Source organism: Pseudomonas promysalinigenes (genome assembly GCF_014269025.2).
GTDB lineage: Bacteria > Pseudomonadota > Gammaproteobacteria > Pseudomonadales > Pseudomonadaceae > Aquipseudomonas > Aquipseudomonas promysalinigenes.
Genome location: NZ_CP077094.1, coordinates 2,932,429 through 2,956,574 on the forward strand (window position 1 = coordinate 2,932,429; position 24,146 = coordinate 2,956,574).

General features: G+C 54.9%; 22 protein-coding genes and 1 pseudogene. 17 read left to right on the forward strand and 6 right to left on the reverse strand.

Annotated elements, in window-relative coordinates:
• The first annotated feature begins 218 nt into the window (after positions 1-218).
• The 5 genes from HU725_RS13400 (at position 219) to HU725_RS13420 (ending at position 5,492) form a co-directional block, all read left to right on the forward strand.
• Positions 219-1,490 (forward strand): HAD family hydrolase, encoded by a 1,272-nt coding sequence (locus HU725_RS13400; RefSeq protein ID WP_186478167.1) that lies wholly within the window; start codon positions 219-221, stop codon positions 1,488-1,490.
• 135 nt (positions 1,491-1,625) lie between these two features.
• A complete protein-coding gene (locus HU725_RS13405; RefSeq protein ID WP_186478166.1) occupies positions 1,626-2,753 on the forward strand; it encodes a succinylglutamate desuccinylase/aspartoacylase family protein in 1,128 nt (375 codons plus the stop codon).
• A 77-nt stretch (positions 2,754-2,830) separates the two neighbouring features.
• Entirely contained in the window at positions 2,831-3,613 is a 783-nt protein-coding gene (locus HU725_RS13410) for an ABC transporter substrate-binding protein (protein ID WP_186478165.1), read from the forward strand.
• Between the two features lie 112 nt (positions 3,614-3,725).
• Entirely contained in the window at positions 3,726-4,700 is a 975-nt protein-coding gene (locus HU725_RS13415; protein WP_186478164.1) for an ornithine cyclodeaminase family protein, read from the forward strand.
• A 177-nt stretch (positions 4,701-4,877) separates the two neighbouring features.
• The gene (locus HU725_RS13420; protein WP_186478163.1) at positions 4,878-5,492 is read left to right on the forward strand and encodes a helix-turn-helix transcriptional regulator; all 615 of its coding nucleotides are present in this window, start codon (positions 4,878-4,880) and stop codon (positions 5,490-5,492) included.
• Positions 5,493-5,970: 478 nt separating this feature from the next.
• Here HU725_RS13420 and HU725_RS13425 read toward each other — a convergent pair whose 3' ends face one another.
• Positions 5,971-6,393, reverse strand: a complete 423-nt coding sequence (locus HU725_RS13425; protein WP_186478162.1) for an arsenate reductase ArsC — start codon at positions 6,391-6,393, stop codon at positions 5,971-5,973.
• A gap of 197 nt (positions 6,394-6,590) precedes the next feature.
• Here HU725_RS13425 and HU725_RS13430 point away from each other — a divergent pair, with 197 nt between their 5' ends.
• Positions 6,591-6,821: a hypothetical protein gene (locus HU725_RS13430; RefSeq protein ID WP_186478161.1), complete on the forward strand. Its 231-nt coding sequence runs from the start codon at positions 6,591-6,593 to the stop codon at positions 6,819-6,821.
• Between the two features lie 270 nt (positions 6,822-7,091).
• Here the strand turns inward: HU725_RS13430 and HU725_RS13435 are convergent, their stop codons facing one another.
• A complete protein-coding gene (locus HU725_RS13435) occupies positions 7,092-7,871 on the reverse strand; it encodes a CHAD domain-containing protein (protein WP_186478160.1) in 780 nt (259 codons plus the stop codon).
• Between the two features lie 159 nt (positions 7,872-8,030).
• Between HU725_RS13435 and HU725_RS13440 the strand changes: the two genes are divergently transcribed.
• Positions 8,031-8,375, forward strand: coding sequence for a YuaX family protein (locus HU725_RS13440; RefSeq protein WP_496197686.1), 345 nt, complete (start codon positions 8,031-8,033; stop codon positions 8,373-8,375).
• Positions 8,376-8,728: 353 nt separating this feature from the next.
• Here the strand turns inward: HU725_RS13440 and HU725_RS13445 are convergent.
• The 4 genes and pseudogenes from HU725_RS13445 to pdxR all read right to left on the reverse strand — a co-directional run.
• Positions 8,729-8,959: pseudogene (locus tag HU725_RS13445) on the reverse strand (transposase domain-containing protein); the annotation flags it as partial.
• Between the two features lie 87 nt (positions 8,960-9,046).
• Positions 9,047-9,433 (reverse strand): helix-turn-helix domain-containing protein, encoded by a 387-nt coding sequence (locus HU725_RS23040; RefSeq protein WP_186478158.1) that lies wholly within the window; start codon positions 9,431-9,433, stop codon positions 9,047-9,049.
• Positions 9,434-9,435: 2 nt separating this feature from the next.
• Entirely contained in the window at positions 9,436-10,320 is an 885-nt protein-coding gene (locus HU725_RS13455) for a DMT family transporter (RefSeq protein ID WP_186478157.1), read from the reverse strand.
• A 111-nt stretch (positions 10,321-10,431) separates the two neighbouring features.
• Positions 10,432-11,895, reverse strand: coding sequence for a MocR-like pyridoxine biosynthesis transcription factor PdxR (gene pdxR, locus HU725_RS13460; protein WP_186478156.1), 1,464 nt, complete (start codon positions 11,893-11,895; stop codon positions 10,432-10,434).
• 419 nt (positions 11,896-12,314) lie between these two features.
• Here pdxR and speB (HU725_RS13465) point away from each other — a divergent pair, with 419 nt between their 5' ends.
• The 10 genes from speB (HU725_RS13465) to HU725_RS13510 all read left to right on the forward strand — a co-directional run bounded on the left by speB (HU725_RS13465) (position 12,315) and on the right by HU725_RS13510 (position 24,122).
• Complete coding sequence (gene speB, locus HU725_RS13465; protein WP_186478155.1) at positions 12,315-13,274, forward strand: agmatinase; 960 nt, start codon at positions 12,315-12,317, stop codon at positions 13,272-13,274.
• A gap of 382 nt (positions 13,275-13,656) precedes the next feature.
• A complete protein-coding gene (locus HU725_RS13470) occupies positions 13,657-15,141 on the forward strand; it encodes an aldehyde dehydrogenase (protein WP_186478154.1) in 1,485 nt (494 codons plus the stop codon).
• 587 nt (positions 15,142-15,728) lie between these two features.
• A complete protein-coding gene (locus HU725_RS13475) occupies positions 15,729-16,454 on the forward strand; it encodes an MBL fold metallo-hydrolase (RefSeq protein WP_186478153.1) in 726 nt (241 codons plus the stop codon).
• A gap of 137 nt (positions 16,455-16,591) precedes the next feature.
• Positions 16,592-17,659, forward strand: a complete 1,068-nt coding sequence (locus tag HU725_RS13480; RefSeq protein WP_186478152.1) for a phosphotransferase — start codon at positions 16,592-16,594, stop codon at positions 17,657-17,659.
• Complete coding sequence (locus HU725_RS13485) at positions 17,656-18,975, forward strand: aspartate aminotransferase family protein (RefSeq protein ID WP_186478151.1); 1,320 nt, start codon at positions 17,656-17,658, stop codon at positions 18,973-18,975. The genes HU725_RS13480 and HU725_RS13485 overlap by 4 nt, the downstream gene beginning before the upstream one ends.
• Before the next feature lie 26 nt (positions 18,976-19,001).
• Positions 19,002-19,952 carry an agmatinase gene (gene speB / locus HU725_RS13490; protein WP_186478150.1) on the forward strand — a complete coding sequence of 317 codons (951 nt, stop codon included), beginning with the start codon at positions 19,002-19,004 and terminating at the stop codon, positions 19,950-19,952.
• A gap of 230 nt (positions 19,953-20,182) precedes the next feature.
• Entirely contained in the window at positions 20,183-21,718 is a 1,536-nt protein-coding gene (locus HU725_RS13495; protein ID WP_186478149.1) for a purine-cytosine permease family protein, read from the forward strand.
• Positions 21,719-21,796: 78 nt separating this feature from the next.
• On the forward strand, positions 21,797-22,615 hold the full coding sequence (locus tag HU725_RS13500) for a transporter substrate-binding domain-containing protein (protein WP_186478148.1): 819 nt from the start codon (positions 21,797-21,799) through the stop codon (positions 22,613-22,615).
• Between the two features lie 24 nt (positions 22,616-22,639).
• On the forward strand, positions 22,640-23,380 hold the full coding sequence (locus HU725_RS13505) for an amino acid ABC transporter permease (protein WP_186478147.1): 741 nt from the start codon (positions 22,640-22,642) through the stop codon (positions 23,378-23,380).
• Between the two features lie 10 nt (positions 23,381-23,390).
• Positions 23,391-24,122 carry an amino acid ABC transporter ATP-binding protein gene (locus tag HU725_RS13510; protein WP_273014253.1) on the forward strand — a complete coding sequence of 244 codons (732 nt, stop codon included), beginning with the start codon at positions 23,391-23,393 and terminating at the stop codon, positions 24,120-24,122.
• Positions 24,123-24,146: the final 24 nt, after the last annotated feature.

The window sequence follows — 24,146 nt, forward strand, 5'->3', positions numbered from 1 at the left end:
ACTCTATAAAGAGCTGCCTTGTGCACGCAAATTAAATAATGCAGGGCGCGATTCAGTAAGGCACATCAGACAAGGAGTACAGATGTACTCATTGCGATTCCTCGCAACGCCATTGTCACAGGTTGAGGTCCCGCCCCAAGAGTTGCAGACAAAATTTATTTTATAGACTATAAGTCCACGAAGCATCACGCTTTTCAACAAAACGATACGGAGTGGAGATGAACCGACCTTCCCGCGCTTTCTTGTGGACCACCCTGCTTGCTGGCCTAGCACTCAATGCGAGCGCATCCCAGCCCTCCGGAGAACATCTCCTAGACCAAGGGAAATGGGCACCAAACACCCGGCATGCAATCGAGCGCCTCATCGCCGCCAACAGCGTCCCCGTGAATACGCCGGAGTCGAAACGCCCGTATGCCTCCTTCGACTGGGATGATACGAGCATAATCAACGATGTTACCGACAAATTTTTCTTGTATCAGATCGACAATCTTGCCTTTAAGCTGACTCCCGATGAATTTCGGAAGGTGCTGATCACCAACATTCCAAGCAAGCCAGGCGACACCATTGCTCACTCCAGCGATGGTCATCCTCTTGCATTCGGTGCGCTCACAAACGATCTCGGCAATGACTATGAGTTTCTGTATCAGAACTACATCAGTAAGCCCGCCGGACAGCGCGACGCCGCGATCTTCAGCACGGACGAGTTCAGGGACTTCAAGACGAAGCTGTATTTCCTGTTCCAGGCCATCATCGACACCCATGGCGCCAAAGTGGCTTATCCCTGGGAGGTCTTCTTCTGTAGCAACATGACTGAACAGGATGTTGAGGACCTTGCCCTTAGCTCTGTCCGCCATAGCCTTCAAGCTGGCATCGTCAAAACCACTCTCGAAAGCCCTCACTCAAGACCAGGCAAGACTGGCGTGGTCAAAGTCAGCTACGTGGAAGGCATGCGGGTTGTTCCAGAAATCGCTGACCTGATGCACACCCTTCAACGCAATGGGATCGATGTCTTCGTTGTGTCCGCGGGCTTTGAGCCGCTCGTGAAGGTTATCGCGACGAGACCGGAATTCGGCTACAACATTCCTTCTAATCAGGTCTACGGTCTAAGGCTCGAAACCTCAGCGGCCGGCAAATACCTTGCCCAAGCCAAGAAAGGGCATCCAATTTCCTATCGCGAAGGCAAACCGGAAGTCATTCGCAAATACATCGCGCCGCGGCGAGAGGGCCGCGATCCGATATTTGTAGCCGGAGACAGCAACTCCGATTTCGGAAATTTCAGCATGCTTCCAGGGGTGTCTCTTGGCTTGATCGTGAATCATCTGAGCACTGGCGATTTCGGCCGGGTCTCAACTGAAGCGGCAAAAACACTGGGTCGCCCGGACGCTCGGTGGGTCTTGCAAGGCGTCGACGAGAACATTGGCTTGTGGAGCCCGACAGAGTCCACCACCAAAGTAGGCGACACCCAAGCCTACTTAGTCTCTCCCAAATAGTCTCAGAGGGCCGATCTCACAAGAGATCGGCCCAAGCATGCGCCCCAGATGAAGCCGGGACCTCAAAGCGGTCTTGAATTTCGAGCAAATTGAGTCCACCATGGATTTATAGTACACGAAAAGCTGAGCACGTTCATGCCCTCATCCGAAATCTATGTTCTCCCTTCGTTTTCGCCCGGCGCTAGCCACCAGCTCGTCAAGCATAGTTTCGGTGTGCCAGGCAGAGGTCGTAGCGCGTATCTCCAGGCGGCGACGCACGCAGATGAGCATCCCGGACTGTTAGTTCTTCAGCACCTGATGGAGCTGCTGATCGAGCTGGAACAAAGCGGTCAGATCGTCGGACGCATCGAAATCGTTCCGTATGCAAACCCTATCGGCCTTGGTCAGCAGCTCTTTGGCCAGATGCCAGGGCGATACAACATGGCTAACGGTGAAAATTTCAACCGTAGCTTCCCTGATATCACCGAGAAGGTCCGGCGGGCCCTCAAAGAATGCCCTCCTACTCCAAACGATACACACAGGCTGAAGGCAATTTTTGCCGAGGCCATTGAAGACATAGCGGTAGATGGCGCAGTCGATGCGGGCAAGGCTTGGCTTCTCAAGCAAGCTCTGAAACATGACATCCTGATCGACCTTCACTGTGACACCTCTAGCATCCTTCACATTTACTCCAACTGGAATCAACAGGCGCGAGCGCTCGCTCTGGCTGCGGCCACTCATGTAGAAGCTGTGTTCTTGGAGGATGAAGCTGGTGGGTTCCCTTTGGACGAAGCGTATGCAAAGGCATGGAAAGAGGCGCACCACCTCGGCCTTGTGGATACACAGCACTTGGGCTTCTCAGCAACGCTGGAACTGCGGGGCCAAATTGACGTTGATGATGAGATGGCTGCGGTAGACGCGGCAGGAATCATCGAATTTTTGAAGCATGAGGGAGTGATTGCCGGCGGCTGTAATTTGGCGAACGCTGAGCCCGCAAAAATCTATCCTCTTGAAGGCGTAACCCATCTCAAGTCTCCTGCTACCGGCGTTGTGGCATGGAAAAAAAAGCCGGGAGATCCGGTCGCCGAAGGTGAGCTTATCGCCGAGGTTGTCCCAATCGACCTCACTCCTGGCTCCTCCAGAATCCCAGTACTCAGCAACCTCAAAGGCATTCTCGTCGCACGTCACCATGTAAAGCTGACTCGCCAAGGGCAAAAACTAGGCATGTTGGCTGGCACCACCCCATTAGCACACCGGCGAACCGGCAAGCTTATGGGTATATAAGAAAACGCTGATCCACCTTTACTGCCTTGACCCATCGAGTGTAATGCTCACAAAAAAACTATACAGAGGTAAGGTTCATGAACAATAAACAGCGCTTGATTGCGGGGATTTTTATCGGCTTGAGTTTCTCTATGGCTCATGCCGCAGAGAAGGAGTTGAAGATAGGTATTGAAGCTGCCTACCCTCCATTTGCTTATAAGCAACCTAATGGCGAGCTGGCCGGGTTCGATTACGATATAGGCAACGCTCTCTGCAAGCAGATGCAGGTTAAGTGTAGGTGGATCGAGCAGGAGTATGATGGCCTAATCCCATCGCTTAAGGTTAGAAAAATTGACGCAATTCTTGCTTCACTTTCGATTACAGAGGATCGGAAAAAGTCAGTTGATTTTACGAACAGATACTATCGAAGCGCAGCTCGCCTGGTAATGAAAGAAGGGACCAAGGTGAGTGACAACTTGGAAGGGCTGGCTGGAAAACGTATCGGGGTCCAGCGCTCCAGTATTCATGATCGGTTCGCCAGTCAAATGCTTGAGGCCAAAGGCGCCGAAATCGTGCGCTACACATCGCAGAATGAGATCTACCTCGACCTGCAAGCTAACCGTCTGGACGGCACCTTGGCGGACGACGTAATTCTCGATCAGACATTTTTGAAGAAGCCCGTCGGTGCAGGCTTCAGCTTTGTAGGCCCGACCTTTACCGACCCAAAATATTTCGGGGATGGTATCGGAATCGCAGTGCGTAAAGGTGATAGCGCCTTGGCACAATCATTCAACAAGGCGCTTGGTGAGATCCTCGAAAACGGTACTTATAAGGAGATTAACGCAAAGTATTTTGACTTCGACGTTTACGGAGAAGAATAGTTTTAGGCTCCTAGTGAAGCAAACCTTCACGCTCCTTCCCGCTACAACAAAACTAGAAAAACGGCCAATTTCCAGGAAGGAGTGCCGTTCGAATACCTGAGAGACTTGAAACATGCATGAAAACTTAAGCTCGCTCGCCATTTATAGCGACCACGAAGTAAAGGCCCTGAGCCACAGCATTGATGCGATCGGCGCAATGCGCAAAATGTTCGCTTCACTCGCTAAAGGAACCGCTCTTCAGCCACCTCAGCAGCAGATCGGACTCGCTAACGGCGGTGATTTCATCAATTATCTCGGCGTCCTAAACGAGGAGCAGGTCTACGGTGTGAAGACCTCTCCATATATCCCAACTCAAAATAAGCCTATCGTGACCGCTTGGACCATGCTCATGTCCAGCAAAAGCGGCCAACCCATCATGCTGACAGATGCTGGGTACCTTACGATTCAGCGCACAGCAGCCACAACTGCGCTAGCGGTCGAGCACCTTGCAAAAAAAGACGCCAAACGACTAGCGATCATAGGTACTGGACCGATAGCGCTGGCCCACCTGAAATATGCTCGCAGTCTAAGGGAATGGGAACGGATCTCGATTTTTTCGCCAAACCTTGGCGCGATGGATGACGCATCACGGCAAGAAATTGAGAGAATGGATGAGCGCGTGCAGCTCTGCGAGCTTCAGTCGAAAGCACTGGCAAAAGCTGACGTCATCCTGCTTTGTACATCCTCAGCAAAACCCGTTGTAGATCTGGGACTGCTCGGCAATTCGGCGCTGATCACATCGATAAGCACCAATGCTCCCAGGGCTCACGAGGTTAGCCCGAGCGACCTGAAAAAAATGGATGTCTATTGCGACTATCGCAAGACCACGCCTGACGCTGCCGGCGAAATGATCATCGCACGAGAGACGTCGCAATGGGATGCAAGTCTGCTAGCCGGTGACCTGTCTGAACTCGTGGTAGGAAAAGCCAAGCTGCCTGATTACAGCCGCAACGTATTTTTCCGCTCGGTCGGGTTAGGCCTGGAAGATGTCGCCATCGCGATGGAGCTGTATTCACTGCACCTCCAGAGACTCCCCTCCGAGGCTTAAACACAGGATACTACTCATCGCTGCGATGCCAAGCATCGCAGCATCAACAAGCTGTAGAATATCGGACCCGGATCACCGACTATTCATCGATTCAGCTGGGATGACAGGAAAAGCGAGCCTTTCTGCTTGCCCGCTCCAGATCCCTCACCACGGTCAACAAGGACGCAACACGTCGCTATGAGCAGCCTGGAAAACTACAAGGTCATCGCAGACGGCATCGCTACTCTGCTATTCCCTCATGCCGAGGTCATTATCCATGAGGTGAAGACCCAAACCGTCGTTCATATCGCGAACAATTTTTCCAAGCGAAAGCTAGGAGATGATTCTGCCCTTGACGAGCTTCCAGGTGATATAGCTGAGGTGACCAGCTTGGGCCCGTACGAAAAGCTCAACTGGAATGGCCAAAACATTCGCTCGATCACAAGCGTCCTCAAAAACGCCCGCGGCGAAGCTGAGTTTTTGCTATGCATCAACCTAAACTTTTCTGTTTTGGAGCAGGCGCGAGCTGCGCTTGACGCGTTCTTCCAAGTTAGTCGCTTGATTCCTCAACCAGATGCTCTGTTCAAGGACGACTGGCAGGAGCGCATCAATACCTTCCTTCACGCCTGGCTCAACGAGCGCCAGTTGTCGTTGAACACGCTCAATATGAAGACTAAGCGTGCCCTCGTCGAAGCGCTGTACGCAGAGGGTGCATTTGATGGTCGTAGCGGCGCAGACTACATTGCTAACGTTCTTAACATGGGCCGAGCCACAGTCTACAAGTACCTTAGAGCCTTGAGAGAGGAAGCCTAAAAAAGCTCCGCTACCTACCACTACCAGCAGGACGTTTTTTAGCTTGAATGCCTCCTCGCTTGAGGAGCGGTCGTTGGCCCGCTGGACCACGCGGGCCTAATGCTAGCCTGTCACAACGGTAAGCGTATGGTCAGGTCTCAACCTCTGTTGAACGGTTCTAGGAGGGCTTGAATTTCCTCCGTGCTCAGCAAACCCAACGGGTAACGTCGCTCAAGCGTCGATTGAAGAGATACGGTGTCAATCCTCGAAAATTTGCCCGCGCTTGTAGTGATCATGCTCTCGCGCAAACTGACATTGGCGGAAAGACGTCTGTTTTTTGGCTGAAAAGACACCATAAGCCCCCCGAGCGTGTTGGCGAAGACACCCTAGGCGACAGTCTTGACAGTAAAGTGAAAGAATTATGATGGGTGATCGGCGGCGGCGGCGTGGTGAGATGAAGCGACACGGCCTTAGCACTATATGAAGAAGAAATGGAAGCCTACGCCTCCGTGTGGCGTGTCTTGACTGTCACAAACATTTTGATGCGCTCATGGAGTTCCTGAACGGCATGGCGGAATGCCTCAGGTTTCTCGCTAGCGGCTGGATCTTCGAAGTGCCACGTTATGGCTTCGCCTGCGGAGAGCGTCAGCAGCGGCCCGTCTGCTGAAATTTCCCAGAGCGTGATCACATAGTCAAAATCCTGTCCTTGGAATTCCATGACAGATTTACTGCGCAATCCGTTCGTATTGACGCCAATGTGCTCAAGTGTTTGCAGGGTACGTTCATCGACCTCTCCCGCAGTCAGTCCAGCACTGAACGACTCAAAGTGAGTGGAGTCGATGTGCCTCAAAAGAGCTTCAGCCATCAATGAGCGCACGTCGTTTTTGGTGCACAAAAAAAGCACACGATACTTCTCAGTCATGGCCCCTCCATATGCAGCGAATTGCAGTGATAGCTAGGATTTCACTCATAACAGTAGCGTTTGGAGTATAGCCGCAGGGTGGCAAACGGCTACAGTGTTCAGCTAGGCCATGGGTATGCGGAAGCTCATCACTGGCATCTGGCATGACAGTGAGCAGCGAGTGCTAAACTCAGTAAGGTCTCGATGAGGTGGCCGTCATGCCAGCCGAAAATCTTTTATGTGACATCCTTGAAGCGTTGCACGAAAACCAGCTCGCCTTGGCGGACGCCGTCGAATCAGTGGGGCTGTGGATTGACCAACGCGGTGGCACTGAAGCCTCCAGCACCATTCTAGGCGCGGTATCAACCATTGATGTAAATGCTGAGCGTATAAGAACGAGAATCGAGGCCCTGAAACAATTGGACAGCAGCATCTACAAAGAAAGTTAGCTCAGGGTTGCTCTGTGGAGGAGATCGCTGATGTTGATAAAGATTGAAAAAGCAAACTCCAACATTGGGTGCAACGTCATACTCGACTCCTGGCGAATCAGGTTCAGGAACTATGGTGAAGCCATAGCTTTCGTGGAGAGGCTAACGGAACGGGTCAATGCCCACACGCATTGCCGAAAATTCTCGGCTCGAATGCAGTATTGCCATCAAGCTGACCTTGGACAAGTTCACGTCGGCAACCGGCACGTCGCGTATACAGGTCACTGTCAATCAAGCAGCCTTCTTGCTTGACTTCGGCAGCAGTTTTGTCGCTTTCAACAACAGTGCTTCCGCCTCTTCCAACGCAGAATCTGCGCCTCCCTCCCAGACTCTCCTCAACGGATGGAGATCCTTTTCGGTTTGTGCTTTCAGGCTCCATTGGTAATGGTCGTGCCAATTTCCCAGAGCGGATTGCAGCTCCTTTAAAATCTTGGCTTCATTTTTCGACAGTGGGGACAGTGTTGGAAAAGCTTCTGTCAGGTAGCGAGTGCGCTTGACCAGCACTCTTAACTGATGGCGGTCATAAGCTTTGTCCTCTATCGCTTCATGGAGCCGGTCAACTTGCCTGTGGAGTGCCTTGCGAATACGCGACTGGATCCTAGCCCAGCCGTGGTTGAATTCGACTGCCCTAAATTCTGCCGGCCACTCATCGAGAGCTACCATCAACCGTCTAAGCGGTGAGCCTGTGAGGATGGCATCATAGCTGTGGCTGAGCTGGCTACGCCTGGATTGAGCGAGGTTGGAGTATGTCCGCTTTTCTAGTTCGTGGATGAGCACCTCTAGATCACGCGCCGGGGTAGTCTGCTGGCCTACGTCTGCTGCCGCCTTGCTCAGCGCGCCCATCTCCGCAACCGAGCGTAAGGGCTTCAGCAGACTCCTGATACGTCTGACGGCAATCCGAAGATCATGCAGTGCTTCGCCGTCCGTGCGGGCTTCAAGGCGTGCGCGCGCACTATACAGTCTGACCTGAAGGCTCACGATCTCCGCTACAAATCTGTCCGTGAACGGCATAGTAGGATCTCTTACTATCAGAGTTCTCCAGTAGGCTAGCAGCAAACTCGCAACATCAATTGCATCGCCCGACACAGCAGCTGCGCTCCTTGTCGGCAATGACCTACAATTCTGTTTCGGTGATGAGTCGGGGGCTGCGTTCAGCCCGAAGGACGGTGGATGATACAGTCTGAGCTAGACGCAGCGTGTGCCCAAATGCGGGAAGCCGAGACTGCGCTTCAGCAGCTTGATCTGCGGTTGGAGGCAATTCGTTTCGACCCAGCCTCACCTTCCGCCGTCGAGACGGCGATCAAGGAAACCTTGGTAGTCATTGACGAGCTGTTGGCCAATTTCAAAGGGAATTCAGTGCTTGCACCGATGGTTGATCAACTGAAAGCTCAGTACCTGGAAAGCATTCAGCATAAGGTGATCATGTCGCAGGGCGCTGGGCTACAGACAAGGCAGATGTCTGCTATTGCTCGCGCAGTTGCCAAAGTGTGCAGTATTGTTCGAGGCAGCCGTTGACGCTGGAGTCGGATAATCGCCCATTCGCTTACAAAGCGAGCAGAACATCATGAGGCTCGATGCAGGGGACGGGATGATCCTTACGCTACTGCGCAAGCCAATCTCGAGTCCTTTCAACATCGAAGATTTGTCCCTGCTCCATGAGCGTCAGGATGAGTACATCAGCAACACGGTAGTGACCGCAAGCCGGGCAATCCCGCTCTTCCCGAGCCCCTGACACTTAATGACAGATGCATTACCGGCGCACACCAAGCAACTCATAAAGGGCTCTCCGTGTTTCTTGTGTTTCAGGTGTACTGGAACGCGTTTGCTGAGGCATGCATGACCAAGTGTCTGACGCTCCGAGTCTAGGCCTACCCACCAGGCATACCCCCGGTTGGTCTCCACCGATGCGGCAGCAGTTTTCCTATCTCACTGGCGCGCTGTGTAGGTAGCCGTGTCAGAACATCTTTTATATAGGCATACGGATCGTGTAGATTGTTCCAGGCCGACTGAATCAAACTCATGATCGCCGCGGCGCGTGTGCCGCTGCTTAGCGACCCAGCGAAGAGCCAGTTCTTGCGCCCTAGCGCCCAAGGCCGTATCGCAGACCAGCTTAACCTTCTAGACTTGCAGGAAGTTACGCGCATGCTCGCCGGCCCGGCTACTCACAACGCCCCTTGAGAGGCGCACTACCCATCTTCATGCTGGTGTGCGGAGTGAGGATTAGCTGACCGTGAAGTCTTGGTAAGAGTCTCAGCAATCCTCAGTATAAAGTCCCTGTCCCGATCAACCAGTGAGTTGAAGATCGCCAACAACTCCTTAGCCTCGCCGCTCAGCTCCTCTAGTGGGGCCGACTCCCGACGTCCTGTCAGTACATAGTGCACGTCTACCCCAAACTCCTGAGCTTTGTACAGGTACAGCCCCCCAGGGTCTCTGCCATCATTTTCATAGAGAGTCTGAGTTCTCCGGGACACACCTAGCATCTTCGAGAAGTCCGTCTGACTGAGACCAAATCGCAGACGCTCCTCACGCAATCTCAAACCGACAGAACGTGGTAACCCACTGAATTTTTCCATTTTTAGTCTACAGCCACGGTCAAAGATTTCCGAAGCAGACGCGGCAGTCGAAGCTCACTGATCAGCATGCCCGAGATGATCATCACCGCCCCAATGATGTTCATGACCGTAAACCTGTCTCCTGCAAGCAGATAGCCAAAGAGCGCTCCAAAAATGGGCTCGCAGATCAGCAGCAATGCCACCTTCTGAGCAGAAAGCACCGCCTGAGCACGGGTCTGAACGAAGTAGGCCAGGGCCGTACCAAACACCGCTACCACCAAAGTAACTGTTAGAGATGGTGCAGTATCCGGGACCGAAAACTCCCCCGCCACAACACTCCAGACCAACGACAACAAGCCAACAACGAGGAGCTGGATGAACGCGAGCACCAATGAAGAAGAGCTGAATTTGATCTTGGCCAGGACCACGATGTGTATGGCGAAGAAGATGGCGCAGCCGAGGATAAGCAGATCACCTGAGTGGATTGCGTAACCATTGAGGCTTAGCAGAGCCAGACCAACCAAAGCTACTAAGGCGCCCAACGCCTGCTTCAACGAAAGCCTTTCAGCATTGATCAAGAACAGGAAAAATGGGGTAAGTACTACCGAAAGCCCCGTGATGAAACCAGCATTGGAAGGGGTCGTGTGACCCAGCCCACTCGTTTGAAAAGCGAAAGCGATGAACAAGACCACGCCGGCTAGCGAACCGGCAAGCCAGTCTTTAGCGGTGAGCGCATGTAACCGTCGCCAAGCAAAAGGAAGAAGTGCAATAGCACCCAGCAGAAAAATCCAAGCATTCAGCGCCGAAGCGCTCATACTGTGCAGATTCTGCTGCTTCGCAACGAAACTCCACCCCCAAATCGCAGTAATCCCAATCAGCGCTGCGGTCCACGTCTTGTTCGAATTCACATAAACCTCAGTTGCCTGGCTCTTCAAGGAGGGCCGATGATAACCAGATTACGTCAATCCATTCCACAGTAGATATCCAGTCCACGATGTCTTGCGAGGCTCAATTCCCTCCTATCTCACAGCATCGTAGAGACATCGCAATCGCCTAACCGCACCTTCCACCTCAGCATCCCTAATGCCTCCATAGCCAAGAACCAGCAGGTTATCGTCACCAGCCCGAGGATCTAACGCGTACGCGCCGCGCAATGTGAGCCCATGATCGACCGCCGCGCTGATCATTTTGCTCGCCGTACCCTCCGGACCGACTTTCACTGCCAGGTGCAAACCGGCCTGACCCGGTGAGTATTGAATGTCCCCACCAAAATAGGCGTCGAGAGCTGATTGCAGACGAGAGCGGCGCTGGGCATAGACTGCTCGCATTCGCCGGATGTGTGTGGCGAAATGACCTTCCAAGATGAAATCGGCCATCGCGGCTTGAAGCGTCAGAAATCCAGGTCGGTAAAGCTGGGTCATCCCTTTGCTAAAGGCATCTGCCAATGCCTCTGGAACGACAAGGTAGCTCAACCGCAAACCGGGAAATGTCACCTTGCTGAACGTCCCAAGGTAAATCACTCGGTTCTTGTTACCCAAACCCTGCATAGAGGGCAAAGGATCAATGTCATAACGAAACTCGCTGTCGTAATCATCCTCAATCAACCATAGGTTTTGCGCCTCTGCGAAAGACAGCCATTCACGCCGACGCTGCAAGGTCATGATGCTCCCCGTGGGGTATTGATGGGATGGCGTGACAAATGCTAGACGCGAACCCTCCGCCACACCCGCCTCAGGTATGCGGGCCCCCTCTAAATCAAGGTGAAGTGGGCGACATTCAAGGCCTGCGGCCGAGAGCACGACTGGGGCCCCCCAATGGCATGGGCTTTCAATCAGAGCTGCATCACCAGGGTCCGTTAACAGCTTTGCAATCAGGTCGAGCGACTGATGGGTCCCCATAGTGATGATCACCTGTTGAGGGCTGCATCTCACTGCTCTCGATGTGTACAGATAGGCACTGAGGGCGTCCCGCAACGGCCTATATCCGCCGTGCTCAACATACCCGGTGAGTTCGGCATGGTTCCGTTTCAGATAGCGATTCTGAAGACGCCGCCAGATGTGAAATGGAAAGAATTCTGTATCAGCAACACCTGGAACAAATGCCCCTCCTGCCTTGGCAAGCCCTGTAACACGGCGTGTGATTTCAGCACCGCGACTGGAGAGTAGGCGATCAGCTTCCAAAGACTCGTCAGTACCGGGGTCACGATGGAAAGTCCGCGGCAGCGTGTCTGCCACGTAAGTACCACTCCCCGATTTTGAGTAGAGATAGCCCTCTGTGGTGAGCCGCTCATAGACAAGCGATGTAGTCACCCTGGAAATCTTTAGGTGCTCAGCCAAGGCGCGAGTAGAGGGCATACGGGCGTCGACCGGCAGGTGTCCCTGAAGGATCGCCTCCCGGATCCCTTCGTAGATTTGCCGCTGAAGACTGATACCACTTTGGCGATCCAGCGAGCCAAGCAGCAAGTCGTGTAGCAATACCGCCATTTTGGTCTCACCACTCTCACCTTAAACGGACACGATCATAAAGCCGTTTCCCGCGGCAGTCAGCCTCGCCTTCCGCTCAAAGCGGCCTTATCAACTGCACCGTTATGGCCGCAACAGATAGATCCATCCTCCGGATTCTGACCACTCTTCAGCCTGGCAGGGCCCTTCAAGCAAGGTCTTTCCAGGCGTCCCCAAGCGAGCATAGAGACTCTATCATGTGGACTTATTGTCCACTGTAGACATTTAGGATATAAATATACCTAGAATCTCCTGCCCAATCAGCTATGACCCATGAGTGAGAGGGTCGGCGCAAGCGCTACCTCGGCACAACTGCGCGCTCATCAAGGTGATGGGATGTTCCTGATGCAAACAGATTGAGTCCGCTAGACGTTTACATACCTCCAGCCTGAGAGAGATCCATGACAAGAAAACTACATCAGCCCTTGGGCGGCAATGAGATGCCCCGCTTTGGTGGCATCGCAACCATGCTTCGCCTGCCGCACATTCAATCCCCTGAGCAATTGAAGGAGCTGGACGCAGCTTTCGTTGGCGTACCTTTGGACATCGGTACATCACTGCGTTCGGGAACACGATTCGGCCCGCGATCGATTCGCGCAGAATCCGTGATGATCCGCCCGTACAACATGGCAACAGGGGCAGCTCCGTTCGATTCGCTGAACGTAGCGGATATCGGTGATGTAGCAATCAACACCTTCAACTTGAAAGAAGCGGTGCGGATCATCGAGGAGTCTTACGACCGAATCGTGGGTCATGGAATCCTTCCCCTCACCTTGGGCGGGGATCACACAATCACTCTGCCCATTCTGCGCGCGCTCCACAAAAAGCACGGAAAAATTGGTCTCGTCCACATTGATGCTCATGCCGACGTCAACGACGAGATGTTCGGCGAGAAGATCGCTCATGGCACAACCTTCCGCCGCGCGGCTGAGGAAGGGCTCTTGGATTGCAACCGTGTTGTGCAGATTGGCCTTAGAGCACAGGGCTATACCGCAGACGACTTCAACTGGAGCCGCAATCAGGGCTTCCGGGTGGTTCAGGCCGAAGAGTGCTGGCACAAGTCCCTTGAACCTCTTATGGCCGAGGTACGCGAAAAGGTTGGTGGTGGGCCGGTCTATCTGTCCTTCGATATCGACGGGATCGATCCTGCTTGGGCACCCGGCACAGGCACTCCAGAAATTGGCGGCCTGACAACCATTCAAGCGATTGAAATTATCCGCGGCTGTGACGGCCTCGATCTTATCGGTTGCGACGTCGTCGAAGTCTCCCCGCCTTACGACACCACCGGCAACACCTCCCTTCTGGGAGCAAACCTGCTCTACGAAATGCTCTGCGTACTACCGGGCGTTATTCGCCGTTAACCACAAGGGAGGCTCTGCCTCCCTTTTTCTGTAGAAGGCCGTGCCATGTACAGAAATAGAAGACTTGGCGAGGACTAGGCGGATGGCTGCAAGTGCAGCGCTCGGCTTGCGCAATTCGTCGATCCTCTCGCGAATCTGGCCGGCCCAGCCCATATCAGCCTGTCAGCTTCATCGTTCACGCCCGCCATCCTCTATTGGTTACTTCTGGTCACGTTACCCGAGCCTGGGGAGGTGTAAGGCCCCAAATGCCCAGAGCCCGCCAAGCACCAATCACACCCGGCGAAAAATGATGCTCGCAAGACAAATCGACCTGCCTTGATTTCTACCTATAAGCAAAAAATTTACATCCTTCAGCCAATGACCACTTTCGATAGGAGTACACATGACCGTACATGATTGGCAAAAAATGGCACTAGCGTTGAACATCGAAGGGCGAGCCTTCATCGATGGTGAATACCGAGATGCCCTGAACGGCGAGGTCTTCGACTGCCTAAGTCCAATTGACGGACGCCTGCTTTGCCAGGTTGCGAGTTGCGACGATGCCGATGCAGAGTTGGCAGTCAGTGCTGCTCGACAAGCTTTTGAACGTGGCGAATGGAGTCGTATGGCTCCTGCGGAGCGTAAGAAAGTGCTGCTGCGTCTTGCACAACTCATGGAAGCGCATACCGAAGAATTGGCGCTGCTCGAAACGTTGGACATGGGAAAGCCAATCAGTGATTCGCTGAGCCTGGACGTACCTGGCTCTTACGAATGTGTTGCGTGGACAGCCGAAGCGATCGATAAGGTGTATGGAGAAGTCGCTCCGGTTCCAGAGAACCAGCTTGGCCTGATCACGAGAGAGGCGGCCGGTGTAGTCGCCGCAATCGTACCGTGGAACTTTCCACTGCAAATGGCCTGCTGGAAGATCGCGCCAGCGCTCGCACTTGGCAACTCGGTCATCCTGAAGCCTTCTGAGAAATCCCCGCTGACCGCAATCCGCATTGCCGCTTTGGCCAAGGAAGCTGGTATCCCAAGTGGTGTTTTCAACGTGGTTCCCGGTTTTGGCCACACCATCGGCAACGCCCTCGCCATCCACAATGATGTTGATGTCTTGGCTTTTACCGGCTCGACCATGATTGCCAAAAAGCTTCTGGAAGCCTCAGGCAAATCAAACATGAAGCGGGTTTGGTTGGAAGCCGGCGGGAAGAGTCCACATCTGGTATTCGCCGATGCAGATCTAGATCGCGCAGCGGAGGCAGTCGCAGCGGGTATCGCATTCAATCAGGGTGAGGTCTGCACTGCGGGATCCCGGTTGCTGGTCGATGAATCCATCAAGGAGGCGCTGCTGGACAAAATTTCGAGCGCCATGACCGCCTGGCAACCAGGTAACCCGCTGGATCCTTCGACGCGAGTCGGTGCAATTGTCGACCGCCAGCAAATGGAGAAAATCCTGGAGTACGTGGAGATCGGCAAACAAGAAGGCGCCAAGCTGCGTGAAGGCGGATGCCAAGTGCTATCCGAGAGTGGTGGCACCTACGTTAGCCCCGCCATTTTTGAGGCAGCCAATGGAGATATGCGTGTCGCTCGCGAGGAAATCTTCGGCCCCGTTCTCAGCGTCATCTCCTTCAATGATGAAGCACAAGCCGTCTCCATCGCCAACGACTCTGAATACGGACTCGCCGCAGGCATCTGGACGCGCGATCTCGCCCGAGCACACCGTGTTTCGCGGGCATTGCGTGCCGGGAGTGTATGGGTCAACCAATACGACGCCGGTGACATGACCGCTCCCTTCGGTGGTTATAAACAATCAGGTAACGGTCGTGACCGCTCTCTGCACGCTTTCGATAAGTACAGCGAGCTGAAGGCAACCTGGATCAGCCTCGACTAATCCCGAAGGTTACAACTGAGCACCCTCAAGGTGGCCGCCAGCTACCTCGGGGGCCGCTCACCCACGAAAATGCATACGTCCGGCGAACTCACCTACCGCTGACGCACTTCCTGGATAATGGTGCTGCTTGCCACAATCAGGCATGCAAGGTGTGACCGCCAGACGCCTGCGAAACAAGCCCGGAATTGTGATCAACCCGTGACCGACGCATAAGGTATCGCAGCCGCCTTACCGCAGAACCAGTCTCTTCGATCCTGATGCGGCTATCCCCCTCCCCCGAACGCCGTTCAATGACCAGGGGTACGCAAGGCCTGCAATCAGATCGGCCGCATACGCGTCGATGGGGTCCTGTAGCCAATGGGTAAATTCCCTTCAAGCACCCACGCATGAATGAGCCGATGTAACTGACGCGGTGAAGTCGCCTTGCCACTGCGTGTGAGTTGACTGACAAGCAAATCGGCAAAACCGGCCGTACTAAGTGGACTCAAATATGGTCTTGATCTGGCCTTATAGCTTGCATCCAGTAACCGGTAATGTCTGCTGCTCTCTGACCGACTCGCGGTCAGGCCGAGATCAGTGGAGTCATCATGAAAATCGTGAGCCAAGATCGATGGTTCGAGCTGCAACATATGGCCGACGGTATTAGCCTGATCCACGAACCTTGGATCAAGCCTTTCTATCGTTGCAACATGTGGTATGTCCTGGGACGCGACAAAGGCGCACTTATCGACAGCGGATCAGGGCTGGTAAGCCTGCGCGAACAGATACCTCTGCTCACGGAACGTCCCGTATGCGCTATCGCTAGCCATACTCACTTCGATCATATCGCCGGCCATCACGAATTCAGTGAGCGAGTGGTCCATCGCAATGAAGCTCATGTGTTAGCCCACCCCAATCCCGACAACACATTGGCTAGGCAATTTGTCGGCGATGAGATGTTCGATGCCCACCCAGAATGCCCGTTGTGCTACGCCGAATATCGCGTCAACGCTGCGCCCGCGACTCGAATGATTGAGGAGGGTGACGTGATCGATCTCGGAAACCGGGTCCTTGAAGTGCTACACACCCCCGGGCACTCTCCGGGAGGCATCAGCTTGTGGGAGCGCTCCACGCAAACGCTATTCAGCGGCGACGTGATCTATGACGGCCCTCTGATCGAAGATGCTTACCACAGTAATTTAGACGACTACCTCATGAGCCTGGAGCGGCTTCTAAAGCTGCCGGTCACGACGGTGCACGGTGGCCATTTCCCGAGCTTTTCTGGCAGTCGGCTCAAAACATTGATAGGTCAGTGGCTGGAAAGTCATCGCTAGTTAGTCCTCCCGCGCAAAGTGGACTTATAACATGCTCGTTTCTGGCTATATGTGATACCGCCATTCTGCCCTATCGTCGGTCTCATGTTGACGGGTACATCACCCGCTATCGATGCCACCGACAGAGTGATTGTTCAGTGACGATTCAAACAAAACCCGCATTGGATCATGTCCTCACAGCCGCCAGCGCCCATGCCTCTGACGAGCAAGCCTGCGCGATCGCCAAGCTGCACTATGGCCTGAGTGCTTGCGCTTCGTTACTCGCTGGCGAGCGAGACCTCAATTTCCACCTGCGATGCGACGACGACCGTCAGTTTCTGCTTAAGATTTCCAATCCGGCAGAAGACCCAAACGTCACCGACTTCCAGAACAAGGCATTGCTCCACATTCAGCACACTGCCCCTGAGCTGCCTGTCCAACGAATCCACCCGACCACTACTGGTCTTCATCAAGTGTTCGTAAGCCTCGATGGCCAAACCGTTCTGGTACGCCTGTTCTCGTTCGTTGTAGGAACACCGCTGAACAAGGTCGAGCATCCGAGCCAGAAACTTCGCAGTGGGCTGGGCGATCATCTGGCTCGACTCGGGATAGCCCTGCGTGGCTTTTTCCATCCCGCTGCCGGCCATGAGCTGCTCTGGGACATTAAGCATTCGTCGCGCTTGAAGGGGTTGGTCGAGCACATCGAGAATGTCGAAGATCGCCAGCTTGCAGAGCACTTCCTCGATAACTTCGAGCAGTATGCCCTGCCACATCTCAAACGCTTGCGCGCTCAGGTTATTCACAACGACCTTAACTTTCATAATGTCATCGTCGACGACCACAACGCAGAAGTCATTCGAAACATCCTCGACTTCGGCGACATGGTCCACGCCCCACTGATCAACGATCTAGCAGTTGCAGCATCCTACCAGTTGGGTCAGACGGGCGATCCGCTGGACCAGGCCATTGCATTCATCCAGGCCTACCACACCGTCTGCCCACTTGAAGAAATTGAGCAGGAAATTCTCTTTGACCTGATTGCCGCACGCTTGGTGATGACCGTCGTCATCACCAATTGGCGCGCCTCGATGTACCCCGAAAACAGTGCCTACATCCTACGTAACGCGCCACTGGCGTGGAGCGCACTGCGCAGATTCAGACAGGTTCCACGTCAGACTGCACAACAGAAAATTCGTCAAATCTGCGCTCAGGAGGCACAGCAATGACCATGGTTAACGGATTCACCGCAGCAGATGCCGAGCGCCTGCCTGCGTCAGAACGTGAACTGGTGGCCCGCCGAGAGCGCGCACTGGGCCCTGCCTACCGGTTGTTCTACGAACGCCCTTTGCACATTGTCAGGGGCGATGGCGTCTGGCTCTATGATGCCGAGGGCAAACGTTACCTGGATGCGTACAACAATGTCGCATCGGTCGGGCATTGCAACCCACATGTGGTCAAAGCGATCTGTGATCAGGCGCACGTGCTCAATACCCACACCCGTTACATTCACGAAGGCATTCTCGATTACGCCGAGAAGCTGTTGGCGACGTTCCCTGCCGAACTGAATCACGTAATGTTTACTTGCACAGGCAGCGAAGCAAACGATCTGGCGCTGCGAATTGCCCGGCAATACACCGGTGGTACCGGCGTGATCGTGACTCAACTCGCCTACCACGGAATCACTGAGCAGGTTGCAGCGACATCACCTTCACTTGGCGCCGGTGTGCCTCTCGGCCAGTGCGTGCGTACCGTGCGAGCCCCTGATGCTTATCGCTTAGGTGCAGAAAATGTCTCACGGATTTTTGCCGAAGACGTGCGCAGAGCAATCGACGACATGCGCAGTGCAGGCATCAAGCCTGCGGCCCTGCTGTTTGATGGGATCTTTGCAAGCGACGGTGTGCTATCCGATCCCGCTGGCTTCGCCAAGGAGGCAGTCGAACTTGCACAGTCCGAAGGCCTCCTGTACATCGCCGACGAAGTGCAATCAGGCTTTGGCAGGACCGGCTCCAGCATGTGGGGCTTCCAACGCCACGGAGTAAAACCTGACATCGTCACCATGGGTAAACCCATGGGCAATGGCCAGCCGATTGCGGCAGCAGTGATGCGCACCGAAGTTGTCGAAGAGTTCGGTCGCACGGCGCGCTACTTCAATACCTTTGGCGGTAACCCAGTGTCGTGTGCCGCTGGCAACGCGGTGCTGGAAGTCATCGAGAACGAAGGACTGTTGGAAAACTGCGCAAATGTTGGCGCCTACCTCAAAGCCGGTATTGCAGAACTCGCCTTGCGCTACCCCGTAATCGGCGATGTACGCGGCAGCGGTCTTTTCATCGGTGTAGAGCTGGTGACAGACCGTGCCAGCAAAGCACCCGCAGCGAAGGCGACAACGCAAGTTGTAAACGGCTTGCGCAATAGAGGTGTACTGATCAGTTCCGCCGGCCCCATGGAGAACATCCTGAAGGTACGCCCACAACTGATCTTCCAGCGTGAGCACGCCGACCTGTTCATCGAAACGCTGGAGCATGTGCTGCGCGAACTGCCTTAAACCAACTTCCCTGGGGAACACTCGCGATGACCAAGACTTTTCATCAACCGCTCAGCGGTAACGAGATGCCACGCTTCGGAGGCATCGCCACCATGCTGCGCCTCCCACATTTTCCAACCCCCGAGGGCTTGGATGTAGCATTCATCGGTGTGCCACTCGATATCGGCACATCCTTGCGGGCAGGCACCCGCTTCGGCCCACGCTCGATTCGCGCAGAATCGGTGATGATCCGCCCCTATAACATGGCCACCGGTGCCGCGCCCTTCGACTCTTTGAGCATCGCTGATATCGGTGACGTGGCGATCAACACGTTCAACCTTCCAGCCGCCGTGAAAATCATCGAAGAGGCATACCACGGCTACCTGGAGCACGACATCATTCCGATGACGCTGGGCGGCGACCACACCATCACCCTGCCCATTCTCCGTGCCATCCACAGAAAGCATGGCAAGGTCGGCCTGGTGCACATCGACGCGCATGCCGACGTCAACGATGAGCAGTTCGGTGAAAAGCTAGCCCACGGCACTACCTTCCGCAGAGCGGTGGAAGAAGGCCTACTTGATTGCGATCGCGTGGTGCAGATCGGCCTGCGTGCCCAAGGCTACACCGCCGAAGACTTCAACTGGTGCCGCAAACAGGGCTTTCGCGTGGTTCAGGCCGAGGAATGCTGGCACAAATCACTGACGCCGCTGATGGAGGAAGTCCGAGCAAAAGTCGGCGGTGGGCCGGTCTACCTGTCCTTCGACATTGACGGCATCGACCCTGCGTGGGCGCCAGGTACAGGCACTCCAGAAATCGGCGGCCTTACCACTATCCAGGCCATGGAAATTATTCGTGGCTGCAACGGTTTGGACTTGGTCGGATGTGACGTTGTGGAAGTCTCGCCGCCGTACGATCTGACTGGCAACACGTCTCTTCTGGGAGCCAACCTGCTCTACGAAATGCTTTGTGTACTGCCAGGCGTAATCCGTCGGTAGTCCATGCCGGGGAGCGTTACGCGCCCCCCCTTCAATCAGGAAACCCATGCCATGTACAAGAATAAAAGGCACGTAATGTTCGACCTGACACCTCAGTGCTGGATGTTTTCACGCCCGCGTTTGAAGGCAAAACCTTTTTGACACTGCCTTTTTGACCGCAAGACGCCCAGCGGCCACAGAGCCGTAAGCGCGTCTGTACAAACATCTGCCCTTACACTTTGAGGTGACCCATGTCGCATCAACAGGATAGTCACGTCTCGCTGACCCAGATCGAGACCTTTGGTGTTGAACGCATTCCCGATCATGAGCGATGCGCTACGCCGTTTGACCTCTTCCGAATGATTTTCGGCGGAGCCAATACTTTTGCAACTTGCATGCTGGGTGCATTCCCGGTTCTGTTCGGTTTGTCCTTCTGGGCTGGGGCCGCATCCATCGTAATCGGCGTATTGCTGGGTTCGATAATTCTATCGCCAGTGTCACTGCTAGGGCCGATCAATGGTACCAACAACGCAGTTTCCTCCGGCGCACACTTTGGTGTTCACGGTCGTGTCGTGGGTTCGTTCCTGGCGCTATTGGTAGCGATCGCGTTTTTCTCGATCGGAGTCTGGAGCGCCGGCGATGCACTGTTAGGCGCACTCCATCGAATGATCGGCCTGCCGGAATCGGATTGGGTACTGGCCACCATCTATGCCTTCTTTGCACTACTGGTGCTGGTGATCTGCATCTATGGCTTCCAGTTCATGCTGTGGGTCAACAAGATCGCGGTCTGGAGCGCAACAATCCTGTTCTTCGTCGGCATCTTTGCCTTCAAGGACACCTTCAATGCGGACTTCGCCGGGACCGTATCGTTGGTGCATCCTGACACCTTCTGGCCAGCCTTCATCGGTTCTACTTTGTTGGCTATGAGCAACCCGATCTCGTTCGGCGCCTCCATTGGTGACTGGGCGCGCTACATTCCCGACACCACCCCAAAGTACCGCATCATCGGTGCAACCATCCTCGCTCAACTAGCGACACTGTCACCCTTCCTGTTCGGCCTGGCCACAGCTTGCATCGTCGCGGAGCACGCGCCGCAGTACATGGCAGACAACAACTATATCGGAGGGCTGCTGGCCGTAGCCCCTGGCTGGTACTTCCTGCCGCTGGCCATGATTGCCTTCATCGGTGGTTTCTCCACCGGCACGGCCTCCCTGTATGGCGTTGGCCTCGACATGTCTAGCCTGGTGCCGAACATTTTCACCCGCGCCAAAGCCACGTTGGTGATTGGCCTTGTGGCGGTAGCGTTCATCTTCGTCGGCCGCTTTGGCTTCAACCTTGTACAGAGCGTTTCGACCTTTGCCGTGCTGATCGTCACCTGTACTACGCCATGGATGGTTGTCCTGGGCCTAGGGCTGATCGTGCGTAGGGGCTTCTATCACGCTGACGACTTGCAAGTATTCACCCGAGGACTTCGCGGCGGTGCTTACTGGTTCCACAACGGCTGGAACTGGCGCGGCCTGGGCGCCTGGATTCCAAGCGCAATCATTGGACTGTGCTTCGTCAACATCCCCGGTCAGTTCGTAGGACCGCTGGCAGGCCTGGCCGGCGATATCGATATCAGCCTGCCAGTGTCGTTGCTGCTTTCGGCGGCTCTCTACTGGACATTGCTGATGTTTTTCCCCGAACCCTCTGTCGTGTATGGCCCGAAAGGCCCCTTTGGCCTGCCATCACCGGACGTCCTGAGTCCGAATGCTCAAAAAACAATAATGCGCCATATCGGTCGCTGAAAAGCCTGCATCTTCAAGTCTGCCCAGATCTCCCGGTGCCGACCCGGCACTGGGCTTACGAACTCAGAGGAAAAATCCATGCGCAAAATCACTCTTGCCTTGTCCATGTTCGCGATTGTCAGTGGCTTTGGCAGCGCTTACGCCAATGAGATGTTGAAACCAGATTTCATCGCAGATGGTGAATTCAAGGTCTGTTCGGACCCATCCTTTCCGCCCCTGGAGTTTTTCGAGAAGGCCGGCGACAAAGACCCCATCGGGTTCGATGCCGATATGGTGCGAGCCCTGGCAAAGCACTGGGACGTCCGCCCAGGTTTCTTCGTAACCGAGTTTACCGGACTGCTCCCAGGGCTTGAGGCCAATCGCTGCGATGCCGTGATCAGCGGGACCTTGATCACTCCAGAACGGACGCAGAAGCTGAAGGCGGTTGGCTATCTGGCGACATCCAATGTGGTGATCGGGTCGAGCAAGTCGACCTTGAAAATGACCAGTCTTGAGGATCTCAGTGGCCAGGTCGTGGCGATCCAGTCCGGTACCAATAACGTCAAGATCATGAGTGAGCTGAACAACCGCCTGGCTGCTGCCGGCAAACCTCAGGCCACCGTCCAGACCTATCCCAAACAAAGCGATGCCATCCAGCAGTTGCTGCTGGGCCGCGCAGCCGCGTCAATCTCTCAAGCGACCGAATACGCCTACCGCGACCTGTTGAACCCAGGCCAGTTACAAACCCTGTACACCTTCCCGGAAAAGCAGATTTTCGGCGTCTACATCCGGCCGATCGAAGGCAACGTCAAAGCGCTGGAACAAGCCCTGGCAGCGCTACGCAGCCAAGGTGAGATGAAGACCATCGCCGAAAAATGGAAATTGCCCAGCGTCAACGTGGAGCAACTGAACCCGTAACTTCGGCGAAGAGAGGTATTGACCATGCATTTCGACTTCGATGTTTTTATCAGCGCTCTGACCTCTTACGCGTTCTTCAAGGGCGCGTGCATCACCCTAGCGCTGGCCTTGTTGTCACATTCGGTGGGGATCGCCCTATCGATCCCAGCCGCGCTGGCACTGGACGGTCCGCCGACAGTCTGGCGGACGGCGCTGCGCTCGGTACTTAGCGTTTTCCGTGGGGCGCCTACGCTGCTGCAACTGCTGTTCGTGTGGAACGCCCTGCCGCAGTTCTTTCCCGTTTTGCAGCAGGCGTGGTTCACCCCATTCATCGCGGCCTGGATCGCCCTCAGCGTGAATGAGGCGGCGTACCAAGTTGAGATCAACCGGGCGGCACTCAAAGCGATTGATCCGGGGCAATACAGCGCCGGTCATGCGCTGGGGCTTTCGCGCTGGCACACGCTGCGCCATGTGATTCTGCCGCAAGCGGCGCGCATCGGTATTCCGCCGACCGCCAACGAGTTCATCACCCTGCTGAAAATCACCTCGCTGGCCTCGGTGATTTCCCTGCAAGAGCTGATGGCGGTCACTTCACAGACGGTCTCCACCACGTTCCAGTTCTCGGAGTACTACGCGGTGGCATTGGTCTACTACCTGGTCATGGTCTACACGCTGAGCGGCTTGCAAGCTCGCCTGGAACGGCGCATGGCCTGGGATGCACCCACCGAAGCGATAACTCGCGTGAGCTTTGTTCAACGCACCATGGCTCGCCTACGGCGCGCATGAGGATGACAGCATGAGCGAAATGATCCTGCTCCACCAAGTCAACAAACGGTATGGCGACTTCCATGTCCTCCAGGACATCGAAATGACTGTGCAACCGGGTGAGAAGATCGTCATTTGCGGGCCCTCCGGCTCAGGCAAGTCGACCCTAATCCGCTGTATCAATCGGTTGGCACCGCACGACAGCGGGACGATCATCGTCGAGGGTCACGACATCAGCAAAAGCCGGGGCAGCCAATTCGCCCGACGCGAAGTAGGCATGGTCTTCCAGAACTTCAACCTGTTCCCGCACATGTCGGTGCTCGACAACTGCACCTTGGCGCCGATGAAAGTCCGCGGCCTGTCGCGTGATGCCGCCGAAGCACTGGCCCAGGGTTACCTGAACCGTGTCCATATCGGTACCCATGCACACAAGAAGCCGTGCCAACTGTCCGGTGGCCAGCAACAACGCGTAGCTATCGCCCGGGCATTGTGCATGAGTCCTAAGGTGATGCTGTTCGACGAACCGACTTCCGCGTTGGACCCGGAAATGGTCGGTGAGGTGCTGGAGGTGATGACCGGTCTAGCGAAGGACGGTATGACCATGTTGTGCGTAACGCATGAAATGGACTTCGCTCGCAAGGTAGCTGATCGAGTGGTGTTCATGGACGCTGGCCGGATCGTTGAAACCGCCCCTCCAAAAACCTTTTTTGAAGCCCCGCAAAGCCCACGCGCTCGCGCATTCCTGTCGCAAATACACCACTGACCCTAGCCCGTTGCGGCTGTTTTC